The organism is Bradyrhizobium sp. NBAIM14 (assembly GCF_020193895.1).
In the GTDB taxonomy this organism is placed as follows: Bacteria; Pseudomonadota; Alphaproteobacteria; order Rhizobiales; family Xanthobacteraceae; genus Bradyrhizobium; species Bradyrhizobium yuanmingense.
In genome coordinates, this window is record NZ_JADYVQ010000031.1 from 1 (window position 1) to 15,003 (window position 15,003).

The following is a 15,003-nucleotide window of genomic DNA, read 5'->3' on the forward strand; positions in this document are numbered from 1 at the left end:
GCTCCGCGACAATCAGAGTTCAAAAAACTCTTGCGCGCGACAATTAACGCGGCAATCATCACCTCGCCGCGACACCGACTCGCCATCCTGATTGTCGTGCGCTTCCCACCCAGATTGTCGCGCTATACGGCAGGGGCGTAGAGTGACATGGGCGTCGTAAAGCTACAGTTCGCACCGCGCACTGCGGCCGTCGAGCCTGATACTCCCGATGTCCTCGCACACGCGATCGCGAAGCTGAGGCAATGTGGGGGCGATGCCATCAACGTTCTGCGCTTGACGGATGAGCTGCCCGAAGTCGTGTTGCCGTTCCTAGCGTGGGCGGCTTCATGACGGCAGGATGATCTTCCCCCGAAAAAATGGACAGGGTTAAGCTGCTTTTAGCTCCATCTCGATCGGGCTGATATAGCCGATGGCGGAGTGACGACGCTTTCGATTGTAGAAGCCCTCGATGTAAGCAAAGATATCACGTCTGGCTTCCTCACGTGTTTCATAATGCTGCTGATGGACGAGTTCTGTTTTGAGCGTGTGGAAGAAACTCTCCATCGGTGCGTTATCGTAACAATCGGCCTTGCGGCTCATCGAGGCCCGAAAACCGGCGGACTGCATCATCTTGCGATACTCCGCCGAAGCATATTGAACGCCACGATCTGAATGGTGGATCAAGCCGGCGCCAGGCCGCTGTGTCGCAATGGCCATCGCTAGGGCCGCCATCGGCAGTTCGGCGCGGAAATGATCTGCCATCGCCCAGCCGACGATTTTGCGGCTGTAGAGATCCATCAGCGTGGCCAGATAGAGCCAACCCTGCTCGGTCTCGACGTAAGTGATGTCGGCGAGCCAGATCTGGTTCGGAGCAGTGGCGATGAAGTTGCGCTCGAGAAGATTCGGGGCGATCGGGAAATCGTGACGGCTGTCGGTGGTCCGCACCCGTCGTGGCTTCGCCATGATGGCCCTGATGCCATGGCGGCGCATCAATCGCTCGATGCGACCGCGGCTGGCCCCGCGGCCATGAGCCCTCAACTCGGCATGGACGCGCGGGCTGCCATAGCGGCCATTGGTGTCGCGGTGAACCCGCCTGATGTCGTCGACGAGTTCACGATTGGCTGCGGATCGCTGGCTCTCCGGGCGCGAGCGCCAGGCATAATAGCCGGCCGGCGAGACACCGAGCACACCGCACATGATCATCACCGGATAGTCGGCGCGGCGATCTTCGATGAAGCGGAATCTCATTTCGGAACTCCAGCAAAGATCGCAATGGACTTTTTTAAAATATCACGCTCCATGCGCAGCCGCTCGTTCTCCCGCTGCAAACGCGCGATCTCCGCCGCGTGGTCCGCCGACGGCAGCGTCGCCTGCGTTGTGGGGCGCCGCGTCGCCGCCGTCGGCTCCAGCCGGGCCCCTCGCTGCTCCACCCGACCGCCGCAGCACGGAATCGCGCAGGCCAAGCTCCCTGGCAACAGATCCGATCGAGCGCCCGCTCGACACTACGAGATCAACCGCTTGCCGCTTGTAGTCATCCGTAAACGACCGACGTTGACGTCCTTCCATCCGACACCTCCTGGCTCTTCGAGCCTACTACAGGTGTCCATCAATTCGGAGGAGGTTCAGGACATTCCGGCTCGCGCCATTCGGGTCGTGATGAAATGCTGCGGCGAGCCGATGCTTGAGAGGGCGCTTGGCCTTCAGAGGTTGCGGCAGCTGAAGCGGAGATATGGGGAGATCAGCGCACAGTTCGCGGCGCTCTGATCGTTTCTGCATGCCCACCAATCCCGGTAGGCGATTGCTTGGCGGCGCCTTGCTAGAATCCACTACCGGGATTTGCGGCACGTGATAGGGACAGCGCCTTCCATGCTTGCTCCATTCCAGGTGGAATGCGCCGAGTCACGTTCGTCGCCAACCGTCCCGGAAGTGCGGATGCGGCAGGCAGCGCCCCCTATCCAAGACCCCCTGGTCGATATGGGCGCCGAGTCGCATCCGCGCTGCTTTCCACAGACATCGATTTATCAATGGGCGTAGTCTTCAACCCCTTACCGACCGAGGGTCGCGAGGTGGTTCAGTCTGTGTAAGGAATGTCACCTTACAAAACGCCCCTAAAATCAGTGGCTTAAAGCGGATTTGGCGTTGACAGAAACGGCGCGGTTGTGCATTGTATAGTTGCGCAGTCGATAGATTGCGCGGGGCCTAAGAACCCCATTAAAGGCGCCCACAGCGCCGAGCTTCGAACGGCGCTTTTTTGTGTCCGGCTTTCCGTTCGACGTTCCGCTATGGCGGGAGGGCCGCGCTAAGGCTGGAAACACCACGAATAAGCGCGCCTGTGCTCTACAGGTTCTTAGCCTCCCGCCGCCAGCGGAGGCTTCCATCAGTCTCTGCGGGGTTTCACTAAGAAGCCTGTAGGGGAACTAAAATGGAAGTCATTCGCAACGTCTCGAACTCGAAGATCGCCGAGACTGATCGCCCAAGCGCCTGGCGACGACCAGTCCTGGTAGTTGTGCCACGGGCTTTCCGGACGATACTTTCCGCCGTCAGCTTCAGGCGCTTGAGGCTGGCCATGTTGAAGTTAGCGGCGCGTGGTAGGGGACAGCGCTTTTTCTCTAAGCGGGCGCCGCGTCACGTTGCCGCTAACTTCTACCATAGGTCCAAATGGACGGTGATCATCAGCGTGACAAACCTTCGCCCGCAGAGCTGAGACGTTCGGAGCGGATACTACGCGCCGATCAGATCGCGCCTCGGGGCCCCACTAAGGCCGACGCGGGCCGCCTATTGTGGTTGCTCCAAGGACGCGTTCGACACGTGGATTGACCTTGCCCCCATATGTGGAACGGCCCGCGTGGCAAGAGCTTTTTCAGTCGATTTCACATATTCGGTGCGGTCATATGTCCGGCCTTTGCGCGCGGCACATGGCCGCTGGCCTCGATGAGATCCGCGGAACGAGGGGCTAAATCAAGTTTACGCGTTTGAGCGCATTGGGGGCAGTAGCTTCACTCGTTTCGGGATGTCGTCCCATGGGTTCATCGGCTGTTGTTGCACCTTGCCCTCTGCCGGCCTGCGCCGGTCAGATCGCTTTGGCGGTCACTGCGTCCATCAGACGGCGGCGGCAGTCAGCGGGTCGGGACGTCGGTACGTCCCGCCCTTGTTCAGAAGCGCCCAGATGATCCGCGCCGTCTTGTTGGCCTGCGCGACCGCGGCAACCTTGAAGGGCCGTCTGGCGAGAAGCGCCTTCAGCCACGGCCGCGCCCGAGCGTCGTTTCGGACAACCCGCAAGACGGCCGTCGCCCCGACAACGAGCAGAGAGCGGAGTTCCGGATTTCCCATCTTCGATATTCCTCCCAGTCGCTCTTTGCCTCCGCTTGAATGAGGCCGCGGCGTCAATCCGAGCCAGGCGGCAAAGTGGCGAGCCGACTTGAACCCGCCGGGATCCGGCACGAGCGCCTTGATGGTCGCCGCCGTGATGGCGCCGACGCCAGGTATCGTGGTCAACCGACGCATGTCCTCGTCGTGCTTGGTCTCCACAACAATCGCGCGCTCGAGCCTCTCGATTTGGTCGGCTGAAGCTTCAATCTGGTCGACAATAGCCCTCAGCGCGAAGCGCGCTGCTGCGGGCAGGCGAGCATCTGTCTCATCCCGTACGATTGCGATCAGCGCCTCAACCTTTGCAAGGCCAGCGGTGGCGATGATGCCCAATTCAGCCAGATGCGCGCGCAACGCGTTGACCGCCTGCGTTCGCTGCCGCACTAGAAGAGCGCGGGTCTTCAGCACCATCGCGGCAGCCTGTTGCTCGGCCGTCTTGATCGGGACCAAGCGCATGGTCTTGCGGGTCACCGCTTCGCTGATGGCCTCCGCGTCCGCCGCATCCGTTTTGCCTCGCTTGACGAAGGGTTTAACATAAGCCGGGGGAATGAGCCGCACCTCATGACCGAGAGCTGCGATCTCGCGCGCCCAATAGTGGGCGCTACCGCAGGCTTCCATCCCCACCAGGCATGGTGGCACTTTCTCGAAGAAGCGCAGAACCTCGCTGCGCCGCAATTTCCTGTTGAACACGGGCGAGCCCTCCGCATCCGCGCCGTGAACCTGGAAAACGTGCTTGGCCAAATCTAACCCGATGGTGCTAACCTGTTTCACGGAACGGTCCCTCCTTTGTGGCGTTCGAACAACGACCACGTTCTAGCACTTTGATGCAGTTGGAGCGGGCCGTTCCACCACATCAAGTTTTATCCAGTCCTGAGTTCGCCCCGGCTGTTGGATTTAGCCGAATGGGCGGTGGTAGCGACGGGAGCTGGTGCGGAGCCATCGGCATAGCGCAGCGCCAGATCCCGTCGCGGGTTGCAGGTGAAGGCAAACTCCGATGGTGTTTTCCATCCGAGTTGCGAGTGAGGTCGCGTATCGTTGTAGTCGGCCCGCCAATGTCCGAGTTCGACGCGGGCCTGGGCCAGCGACGTGAACAGCGTCTCGTTCAACAATTCGTCTCGGAGACGGCCATTGATGGGGAAGACGGCCCCGCTCCCTCGGCGCCGCGATATACTGGCGATGTACGGACCCGCTAACAGGAGCTATTCCCTATGAAAGTCGCGACAATTGGATTGGACATTTCGAAGCACGTGTTTCACATCCATGCAGTTGACAGCCAAGGCCAAGTGACCAGTCGCCAGCGCCTCCGGCGAGGCGAGATCATGTCGTTCTTCTCCTCGCTCGCACCTTGCTTGGTCGGCATCGAGGCTTGCGCGACCGCTCTCACTGGGCGCGGGAGATTCGGCAGTTTGGACACGATGTAAGATTGATTCCGCCGGCCTATGTCAAACCCTACGTACGAAGAGGAGCCAAGAATGACGCTGCTGACGCGGCCGCGATCTGCGAAGCCGTCACCCGTCCAAATATGCGGTTCGTTCCAATCAAGAGCGTCGAGAACCAAGGGTTCTTGATGCTTCATCGTGCAAGAGGCTTGCTGGTCCGCCAGCGAACCATGACAGCCTGCGCCATTCGGGCTCACTTTGCTGAGTTCGGAATCATCCTCGGGCAAGGCCGGCAACGGGTGGATGGTCTGGTGGACTTGTTGGATGACGAGGGGTTGACGCTGCCGTCCCATGCCCGCATCGCACTGGCCGTTCTTATGAACCAACTGAAGGAATTGGACCGGCAGGTCGAGGCCATCGAGCGCGAGCTAGCTCAGATCCAGCGAGTAAATCCGATGGCGAAGTTGCTGTCCTCGATTCCCGGGATCGGTCCCATAACGGCCACGGCTCTCGCCGCGACCGTACCGGACGCGACCATGTTCCGCTCCGGGCGGGAGTTCGCGGCCTGGCTTGGCCTGACGCCTAAGCAGAATTCCACTGGCGGGAAGGATCGGCTCGGCCGGATTACGAAACAGGGCGATTCCTATCTCAGGCACTTGCTTGTCATCGGAGCACGTAACGTCGTTCGGTACCCAAAGGCACGCTCCCGGGTTGGAGGCGGCTGGATCGAAGCCCTGCTTGAACGGCGTCGGCCCATGGTCGTCGCCGTCGCCGTTGCCAACAAGTTGGCCCGGATCGTCTGGGCGATGATGACGACCGGAGAATTCTATCGGTCAAAGCTCGCGGCCTGACTTTCCGCGTATGTTGGCCACCTTATGGTGTGTAGGGCAAATGACAGCATGATGGACACCGGCGGAGCTGGGGATCGAGCAAGCCCGAAGAGCTTTAAGCGCAACAAGCGCGACCCGTTGATGAGGCCTCGATCCGCGATCTCCATCAGGGCCAGCGGCCATGGCATCGGTCGCACTAACAGGCCGTATACATGAACGCACCCGACCGATATCCAAAATGCTGTAAAAACCTCTTGCACCCGCGGGGCCGTCTATACATGAAGCTTTCGATGAAGGCATTCTGCGTCGGCTTGCCGGGCGCGATGTAATGCCAGGCGACGCGGCTCTGATCGGCCCATGTCAGGATGGCGTTGCTGGTCAATTCGGTGCCGTTGTCGCTGACCACCATTTTGGGCTTGCCGCGCTCGATGATCAGCCGGTCCAGCTCCCGCGCCACCCGGGAGCCCGACAGCGAGGTGTCGGCCACCAACGCCAGGCATTCGCGCGTGCACTCGTCGACCACGGTCAGGATGCGGAAGCGGCGGCCATCGGTGAGCTGGTCCGAGACGAAGTCGAGCGACCAGCGGTCATTCGGCACTATCGGCACCACCATCGGCGCCCTGGTCCCGAGCGCCCGCTTGCGGCCACCACGGCGACGGACCGCGAGCCTCTCTTCCCGGTAGAGCCGGAACAGTTTCTTGTGGTTGACCAGATAGCCCTCCCGCCTGAGCAGAACATGCAGGCGCCGATAGCCGAAGCGACGGCGCACCTCGGCAATCGCTCTCATGCGTTGGCGTAGGGCCGCGTCATCCGCCCGGGTCGTCCGATATCTGATGGTCATGCGGCAACAGCCGATGGCTTTACACGCCCGCCGTTCGCTCATCTCGTGGGCCTCCATGAGATGGGCGACAGCTTTCCGCTTCCCCGCGGGCGTCACCACTTCTTTCCCAGGAGATCCTTTAACGCAGCATTGTCCAGCATGGCGTCGGCCAAAAGCCGCTTCAGACGCGTGTTCTCATCCTCCAGCGTCCTCAGCCGCTTGGCCTCCGATACCTCCATCCCGCCAAACTTGGCTTTCCATTTGTAGATGCTGGCATCGCTGACGCCGTGCTTCCGGCACAGATCGGCAACCGACACGCCAGCTTCGTGCTCCTTCAAAATCCCGATGATCTGCTTCTGTATTCGGTCTGCTTCTGTCAATCCCTTAAGAGCGCGTGCCGCGGGTACCTTGCTTCTGTTCGTGGTCGGCAAAGCCGCCACACGATGGGATTCGGTTGAATGGTCGGTTCAAGCTCTTCGGCGTAGTCACCCGACCTGGAGGGCGGACGCCACGACAGATCATACGAACTCGACCATCCCCACGCCCCGCGACGGGCGTCTCTCGGGATGACGATGGCGTCCTTACGCCACCGCCGTCCATCGGAATTCGGTTCCATCAACCCACATTCGGTGAAGGACGACAGCCATCTTTCTGGCCAGCGCGACCTTCGCACGCTTGCTTCCTTGCCGGTGGGCAACACGCACCGCCCAGGCCTTCATCGGAGACCATCGGGTTGATGGCCTGAGAACGACGTTGGCAGCTTCGAACAGGGCTGTGCGCGTCTCTCCATCTCCGACTTTTGTGATCCGTCCCACCCGATCAACCTCGCCAGATTGGTATCGCCGGGGCGTCAACCCGAGATAGGCGCCGACAGATTGGGAATGCAGGAATCGCCTGGGATCGTCCACAGTGGAGCGGAAGGTCAACGCAGAGACCGGGCCGATCCCCGGCATTGTCATCAAGAGCCGACAAGCCGGGTCACTGCGCACGGCCTTCAGAACCAGACGATGCAGTCGGGCGTACTCCCGCATCAGCGCTTCGCGTCCGGCAAGCAGTGGATTCATGATCGCCTCCAGCAAGGCGTCATCGCCGACCAACTCACGAACTCGCGTCGCGAACAGAGTCCGCGAGACGATTCCGACTTTGAGACCGAGCGGACGCAGAAGTCCGCGGATGACTTGCTCTGTGGCAGCGATGGAGCGGACGATATGCTTGCGAGCCGCGGCCAGCGTCCGCGCCCTTTGGCTGCCGATGCTCTTGACGTGAACAGGCTTGAACCATCCCGTTCTCACCACCTGCGCGATCCCACGGGCGTCATTCCGATCGGTCTTCACCGGCATGGCCGAAAGTGCCGCCTTAACCTGGCGGGCTTCCAAACTGACGGCCGGCAGCCCCAGTTCGATTAGATTTGCGGTCAGCCATTCTGACGTCGGTCCTGCCTCAAGGCCCACCCGTTGAACTTGACCAGCCCATGGTTCGAGGTACTGCACAATCGATGGCGCGTCCGCCAACGTCGTTCCCTCCCGGATAAGCTTTCCGGTCTCGTCCACCGCACATACCGCAACGGAATTCAGCGAAACATCGAGGCCGACGTAGATCATGACGCTTCTCCTTCGGATAGAGTTGGTCCATGATCGTCAGTCAAAACGTGCCGCGCAGCAAATAGGTCAGGCGATCGGGACCGAATACCCCATCTCTTCCGTAAAGCGGCTGCGCTTCATGCTCTGGTCCTCATATGGCCAGAGCGAACTTCAATCTGGATTAAGTCCAGGGGGCAAGGTCAAGATTAACGTGCGGGCCGGTGAGACACCCAGGTAACGAGATCGTCGACTTGAATGCGCCCACCCCGCGCGTTAGCGACGCTACGAGGCGGCCACCAACTCCGGTAGTTGAGACGACCGCGTCAGGTTTGCAAAGATCATCCGGACCAACGATCATAGAGGCGATGCCGGAGAAAGGCTTTATGGCTGGCGTTCAATACTTCGTCACGCGCTACAGGGGCCAATGGGCGGTTTCGCTCAAGGATGTGTACTCCGGCCCCTATGCCACTGAGCAAGAGGCCATCGGTGTCGCAGTGAAGAACGCCCACGAGCAGGGGCAGGCAGGAAACGACGCGCAGGTTCTGGTCCAAAGCCACGACAATAGATTCAGAAGCGAGTGGGTATATGGGCGCGACTCGTACCCACCAGGTTAAACCGGGCCAACGGAATGCACATTTTCGAGCGGCACATCACAGCCCTACGGTCGCAAGCGCTTGAGGTGCTTGCAGCCAATCAGGCCCGCGCGGCCGATCAGTCTTTGAGCCTGGCAGATCGCCAAGTCGCGACATCTTATGCAGAGGAGGCTCAGGCAGTGTTGGGCATACTCGATAGTGTGAAGCCCAATCTTAGGCCGAAGGACGCGCGGCGGATCGCTGCACGCATACGCGATCTTCTAGAGGGTGAGGGGTGAGTGCCACCCGACCCTCTCGGGGCTAAAGGTCACAGGCTTTGTTTGTGATATGGCTGGCCACCGAGTTGGCGGCGCGAGACGCTCGTTTCCCTCCCCGGGAAATCCCAGTGGCAAGACCACGGTTTAACCAATAGCAGCGGCAAGGTGCGAGACGGATGCAGACAGGATACATCTCCCGATGAGCCGTTGTCCTTCGCCTGCAGATTCCGATCGGCTATGCGTTGGGGTACGCCAGCTATTCCAGCACGTCTCCGATCCCGGCGTTTACCTCGTGGCTACCGAACCTCTTGATCGTCGCTCTGTATTCCACCTTGGAGGTTCGATGGCGCTCCCGGTGGATTCAATGAACGCTCGCCAGGCCGTCGGCCCGATCGTGCGATCAGGCGTCGTTCGCCTCGACCATCACAAGCGAGGCTTCATGGAGCTCGATCAGGTGGCTGCGCTATTGAGACCCTCAACCCACTATCGGTATATAGATAATTTTGCTACTTTTGCTAGAACTCTTGGTTGTCTTTTTAAACGCTTGGCCCCCCGTGATCGAGCGCATAGAGCCATCCATCTTATGGGGTGATGACGATATCGTTGCAGATTTAGACACTGGATCGGAGCTGCCCTTCATCTAACGAACGATAAGGTGCTATCTATGAAAGTGCCGGACCTGTTGCACACGCCGGCGCCCGGGGCAGACCAATTCTCTTTCCGCATAGAGCAGTGTGGTCGTGGAGACGCGACTTGCATACTCCTTCATGGCTTCGGCGAAGGTGGCTATGTATGGTACGACTTTGCACCTCGCTTGCCGAAAAAATACCGTGCCATAATCATCGATTTCAGGGGGCACGGAGATTCCGATGAAGATCCAACAGGAAATTATGGCGTTGGCCCCTATTCCACAGACGTTCTCGATCTTATTCAGAAATACAAACTTGGTAATGTTTCTCTTGTAGGGCATTCCCTTGGTGCGGCCGTGGCGCTTCAAGTTGCTGCAGCCGTCCCTCACCTTGTAACAGACTTGGTTCTTGTAGATTTCTCTTTGAGCACCGAACCGGACGTTTGCGAAAATATTCTCTCGCAGTTCCACGAGCAATGCGATGGCTACAACTCGCTCGCCGAGTACGCCGCCTGGATATCGGCCAAGCGACCGCTGACTCATCCACGAATGCTTCGTCACATCGTAGACAACGCTCTGCGCGAGACCGCCGATGGAAGATTTGTACTCAAAGTCGATCAGAGGATTCAGCAACTAATAAGCACAGGATCGGCGCGAACGGATGATGTTCGGGCTATTTTTTCTAAGATCTTATGCCGAACATTATTGATAAGAGGCCGAGGATCTGCGGTCCTTTGCAAAAAAGAAGCACTAGATATCATACGCTTGTTGAAAAATGGCCAGCTGTGCGAAGTTTCTCGTGCCGGCCACGCGGTGATGGTCGAAGATCCAGACGAATTTGCCGATGCGGTCAACCGGTTTCTTCTCGGACCGCGCTCCTCACGCAGTGAGTTGTGACCGGTTGGGAGTTGTTGGCCCCGAGATCCCTGCCCGTAGAGCCCCGCGGTCACGCCGTCGAGTCTGCCTGCCGCCCTTCACGCGGGAGGCCTATCCGATGTCAGGATGCTGGAGATAGCTTGCGATGATCAGGCGCTGAATCTCCGAGGTTCCTTCGTAGATGCGCAGCGATCGGATCTGCCGATAGAGACGTTCGGGCACGGCATCCTTCACGATTCCCGCGGCGCCGAAGATCTGTACTGCATCATCGATGATCCGCTGTGCATGTTCAGTCGCAAACAGTTTCGCGATGCTGGAGTGCTTTCCAAAGCCACGGATCTGCTGGTCAATTTCCCACGCCGCCTGGGCGATGAGCAATGCGTTGGCGGTCAGCGCCACCTCGCTGTCGGCGAGCTTCGATTTAGTCAATTGCATGTCCCAGACCGTGCCGGTCGAGAGGCGTCTAGAGCGAGCCCATTTTAGCGCTGCGCTCCGCGCCCGGCGGGCGAAACCGGTCGCGGCAGCGCCAACCGTCATCCGATACTGCTCAAGGATTTCGCCCGCGATTTGGAAGCCGAGTCCCGGCTTTCCGATCATTTGGGCCGCCGGCACGATGCACTCGTCAAAGCTCAGGCTGCCAAAGGAGCGCCGCGCCATCGCCTCAATCGTCTCCGCGACACGCATCCCAGGCGATTGAGCGCGCACGAAAAACAAGCTGAGCCCCAGTGGCCCCGACTGGTCAGCCGTTCGGGCCAGGACAATCGCGAAATCGGCAATGTCGGCGTTGGAAATCCAGGTTTTCGTCCCGTTCAGGGCATAGGACTCGCAACGACGTTCGGCACGCAGCGAAACGTTGGCAATGTCCGAGCCGACGTCGGGTTCGGATAAGGCCAGACACCCGATCGACCGCCCTGCCAGTATGTCCGGGAGCAGAGTCGCGCGCTGTTCCGTAGAACCGTACCGGACCAGCGGCGCAGCGGCCAGGGCCTGAATCGAGAAGGCGAAATCGCACAAATCATGGATGAACGAGAAGCCCTCGCGAATCAAGCAGATACTGCGGAAATCAGGGGCCGCATCGGCGCCGCCGACGGCCGCGTACCAGCCGGTTCGCCCGAACAGGGCCGTTAGATGACGGCCCATCTCGGCGGGCGAGCGACCTTCGATCTCGCCAAGTTCTGGCGAGATCTCGTCAGCCCAGCTTTCAATTCGCCTCGCGAGTTGCCGATGCCGTTCCTCGTAGAGCGGCAGTCTAAGAACCGAGGTGTCGAATATTTTCACGGCGGCCCCTTCGACCCGGTGTTGCAAAACTCTCCCGAAGGCAAAGCGGTGGCCTCGTGGCGGCACCGCCCGCCAGGATCCGGTCATCCGCTGGCACCGGCTCGCCGAACGGTCAGAGCGTCAAAGCACAATGATCGCCGATCGCATCATCGTCGATCATGACAGAGTGGGGCGATTCCAGCGTCCCACCTTCCATGAAATAGGAAAACGCAGCATAGCCATTCCAAATGCGGCGCCATTCGGCGGCGACTGCAGCGGTGCCGTATCGCCGCTCCGTTTCGTCGAGATGCGCCTGGATGATCGTCACCGCTTGCCGTGAATGTCCGGCGGAGAGGTTGTCGATGGAGAGGTGCACATCCTCGTAAATGTGGTCGAAGCCCCAGTGCTTCAGCTTTTGGATCTCATGCAGCCGCACCTCGCCGAGGCCAAACATTTCGACGCCCAGATTGTAGCCGAGAATCTCAGGGTGAAAGCGGTTCGGAAATAGGCCGAGTGACAGCTGGTTCAATGGAAAAGTATAGAAGTTGTCGGGGATTTCGTCCTGATCGATGAACGCTTCGTCACGGATATGCGGCAGGTCGATCTCCAGGCTCCTCAGGACCCCATAGATCAGCGTGATGTGGTTCTTCTGAATATCACCCAAGCCCATCTCATCGGCATAGATGCTGAACAAAGTCGCATCTGCGGCTCGCTCGAAGCGGCCCGTGCCGCTGCTTCGAAATGCCCAGCAGCCATCGATCAGGTTGCCCAGCGCAAAGTATTTCTGACCGAACACAACTTCGTCACGAGGCGGAATGTCGTTGAGTGGCGCATAGGGTTCGACGAGCTTGTGCCAATAGATCGACTCGACCCGAGCTTCCAGGGCCTCGGGGGAATACTCGAAAAAGCGAGCGTCTGTATATCGCCCCGTGGCCTCGTTGTTGAAAAGGACCTCCGCCCGAGCCAACCCCACGCGTGCGCGCTCCAGCGCAACCGATAATGTGTTCGCGAAATTTTCTATATTGACCAGCCGGTAGAACAGCGTCCTGTCATCGAGATCTGGGGCAGATTCGAACACAGTGTCGCGGGGTGGGCGATTCCGGATGCTGGCGAGCCACAATCGCGTGACCGATTCGTCATGCCCTTCCGGTACCAGGATTATCGGCTCGTCGATCGTTTGAGCCGCTCGCTGGAACCACGATTTGAGGACGCACGCTTCCTGTTCGGAAAATATGCCGAACATCGGCCCGCCGAATTTGATGGCGTCGACGAAGCGGCAACTTCCTTTCGCATCGGCTCGCAGATAGCTGGAGCGCTTGAAATCCCGCAGGAAGACGGCGAGATCCAAACTGGTTTCAGCAAAACTCTCGGAGAGCAGCTTTCCGCCGATCCGGACGCGCCCATGCTGTTTCCCGGCAAACGGCGCGTGGCGCCGGATGATCTCGGCGACCTGCAGATCAAGGGAGCGGTCCGTCGATTGCCCGGCCAGTTCCGCCAGCATCGTCACCTGTCGCCTTTCGAGGCCGACAAAGACACGCATCGCATCGACGAGGCGGCGGGACAAGGCTTCACCCGCCGGGTCATCTTGCAGCCCGTCGACATAGGTGTCGAGGGCCTCCCATGCCGTTTCGGGTGACACGAAGGGGGCTAGCCCCGCCACGCGGTCATCGATCCCCAGGGCGTGGTAGGCAGCGTGGATTCCGACCAACTCGGGGAGGTAGGTCGCCGGGTAGCGAGACAGCGACAGCAAGAAAGCGGCCTGCAGTGACGTCATCGGCTCCGTCGCGGCCGCGCGGAAGAAGCCCGCATCGGAGATCGACGGCAGGAAAATGCCGGCCTCTTCGAGGGACCGACGGCGCAAAGCGACACATGACCGGGCTGGGCAGCCCTCGCCAAGAAGCAGCCATCTTTGGCCGAACAGGATGTTGACGATGGCGGCAGGCTGGGTCGCGGGTTGCGACACGGTGTCGAGCCAGCAATCGCCGAGTAACGACAGCGCAGCCCGCCCACGAAGAAGAGAGTGTTTCGCAGCCGTTCCTAAGGCGACCACGCCGTCGAGCGCCGCCGTGGTGGCGATACGGTGCTCTTCGAGCCAGTGCCACAGCCGTTCCCGATCTACGCGGCCGCCGCGGAGGACGGGCGCCTGCGCCATTGCTTCCAGCGCTCCATCGTCCCACTCCGCGACACTCAGCGTGGCATCCAGAATCTGCTTGGCGGCCAGTAGCATCGCCTCACTTTCGCAATCTTTCAACAGGAGTGCGGCGATCTCGGCCGGCTCCGCGGCCAATGCGGCATCGGCCAACGGTCGAGCCGCCGGATCGAAATGGAACAGACCGATCATGCCACCAAGGAAGCGATGTATGGCGGCGCCTTGAACATCATTCAAGGCCGCATCCGATTTGGATGATATACCGGTTGATGGTAGGCCTTTCATTTCACAACCTCGCTATGGTGACTCCTATAACACCAACCGGCGGATCGACGCGGCATGGAAAACCAGAAATTGTATCTTCACGGCTGTCACTATTTCCTCGGGGAAGAAGAGCGGCGTGTGACGGAGATTCCCGGTCTGGCCACGTGGCTCGCGCGAAACCAAATGATCGACGACCCGGGTTTGTGGGGCTGGGATCGTTTTCGCGTTACGGCCAGGCCGACGGTCGAGCTGCTGGCCGAAACGGCGCGCCGGAGCTTGGCGGATTTTGGCGCCCGTCAGCCATCGGTCGATGCAGTCATCCTGTGCGCAACGCACTTTCCGACCGATGTCGACCGACATGCCGATTTCATCGGCCGGCTGCTCGAGACTCTGGGCCTGCACCAAGCCATACCGTACGGCGTTACCCTGAATCGCTGCGCGACCCTCACATCCGCTGTTGGCCTGGCCGAGACGCTGGTCCGCAGCGGGCGGCACCAGGCGATCCTGGTGGCGGCCGGAGATACAATCGGCGCGCATGATGAAAGGCTGCGCCCTTTCGCGGTGTTCAGCGATGGAGCGGCAAGCTGCATCGTCAGCGCCGGACAAAGTGGCGAATTCCAACTGCTTGGCACAGCCGCGGCGGTTGATGCCCGAATGATGAGGCCAAACGCCGAAATCTCGGCCGACCTGACGCGGCGGGCGAATGCCGAACTGTTCGCGCTGGCGGAGGTTGGCCTCCGCGACATCAAGCGCCTCGCGCACAACAATCTGTGGAAGCCGATCGTGATCATGAAGGAGCAGCAGGCTGGCTTCCGCCGCGACCAGCTCCATCTCGACAATATTCCACGTATCGGCCACGTCTTCTCCTGCGATCCACTGATCAATATGATCGACTTGGCGGCAAGCGGTTCGGTGGCGTCGGGCGAGCTGCTGGCACTGGGATCGAGCGTATCCGGTGCCCGCTTCGGTGCATTGCTGCGCAAGAGTTGAATTTGGGCCTGGGCCGGCTGAAACGGCGGGGTGAC

7 protein-coding genes and 4 pseudogenes are annotated in these 15,003 nt (G+C 60.2%); 4 read left to right on the top strand and 7 right to left on the bottom strand.

Features of this window, described 5'->3' with window-relative positions; all coding sequences use genetic code 11:
• Positions 1-366: 366 nt before the first annotated feature.
• The 3 genes and pseudogenes from I6F28_RS35185 to I6F28_RS35195 all read right to left on the bottom strand — a co-directional run.
• Positions 367-1,545 (bottom strand): annotated as a pseudogene (locus I6F28_RS35185) (IS3 family transposase).
• A 1,533-nt stretch (positions 1,546-3,078) separates the two neighbouring features.
• Positions 3,079-4,116 carry an IS110 family RNA-guided transposase gene (locus I6F28_RS35190; protein ID WP_225143600.1) on the bottom strand — a complete coding sequence of 346 codons (1,038 nt, stop codon included), beginning with the start codon at positions 4,114-4,116 and terminating at the stop codon, positions 3,079-3,081.
• 89 nt (positions 4,117-4,205) lie between these two features.
• Positions 4,206-4,475, bottom strand: a pseudogene (locus I6F28_RS35195) (integrase core domain-containing protein); the annotation flags it as partial.
• 78 nt (positions 4,476-4,553) lie between these two features.
• On the opposite strand from I6F28_RS35195, the pseudogene I6F28_RS35200 reads away from it, so the two are divergent.
• A pseudogene (locus tag I6F28_RS35200) lies at positions 4,554-5,575 on the top strand (IS110 family RNA-guided transposase).
• 259 nt (positions 5,576-5,834) lie between these two features.
• Here the strand turns inward: I6F28_RS35200 and I6F28_RS35205 are convergent.
• Positions 5,835-6,754, bottom strand: a pseudogene (locus I6F28_RS35205) (IS3 family transposase); the annotation flags it as partial.
• Positions 6,755-6,955: 201 nt separating this feature from the next.
• Positions 6,956-7,975, bottom strand: coding sequence for an IS110 family RNA-guided transposase (locus tag I6F28_RS35210; RefSeq protein ID WP_225143525.1), 1,020 nt, complete (start codon positions 7,973-7,975; stop codon positions 6,956-6,958).
• A gap of 362 nt (positions 7,976-8,337) precedes the next feature.
• On the opposite strand from I6F28_RS35210, the gene I6F28_RS35215 reads away from it, so the two are divergent.
• Positions 8,338-8,568, top strand: a complete 231-nt coding sequence (locus I6F28_RS35215; protein ID WP_225143602.1) for a DUF2188 domain-containing protein — start codon at positions 8,338-8,340, stop codon at positions 8,566-8,568.
• A 900-nt stretch (positions 8,569-9,468) separates the two neighbouring features.
• A complete protein-coding gene (locus I6F28_RS35220) occupies positions 9,469-10,329 on the top strand; it encodes an alpha/beta fold hydrolase (protein ID WP_225143526.1) in 861 nt (286 codons plus the stop codon).
• Positions 10,330-10,419: 90 nt separating this feature from the next.
• On the opposite strand, the gene I6F28_RS35225 is transcribed toward I6F28_RS35220, so the two are convergent.
• Positions 10,420-11,673: an acyl-CoA dehydrogenase family protein gene (locus I6F28_RS35225; RefSeq protein ID WP_225143528.1), complete on the bottom strand. Its 1,254-nt coding sequence runs from the start codon at positions 11,671-11,673 to the stop codon at positions 10,420-10,422.
• A 25-nt stretch (positions 11,674-11,698) separates the two neighbouring features.
• A complete protein-coding gene (locus tag I6F28_RS35230; protein ID WP_225143530.1) occupies positions 11,699-13,951 on the bottom strand; it encodes an iron-containing redox enzyme family protein in 2,253 nt (750 codons plus the stop codon).
• 102 nt (positions 13,952-14,053) lie between these two features.
• Between I6F28_RS35230 and I6F28_RS35235 the strand changes: the two genes are divergently transcribed.
• Positions 14,054-14,968, top strand: coding sequence for a beta-ketoacyl-[acyl-carrier-protein] synthase family protein (locus tag I6F28_RS35235; RefSeq protein ID WP_225143531.1), 915 nt, complete (start codon positions 14,054-14,056; stop codon positions 14,966-14,968).
• The last annotated feature ends 35 nt before the right edge of the window (positions 14,969-15,003 follow it).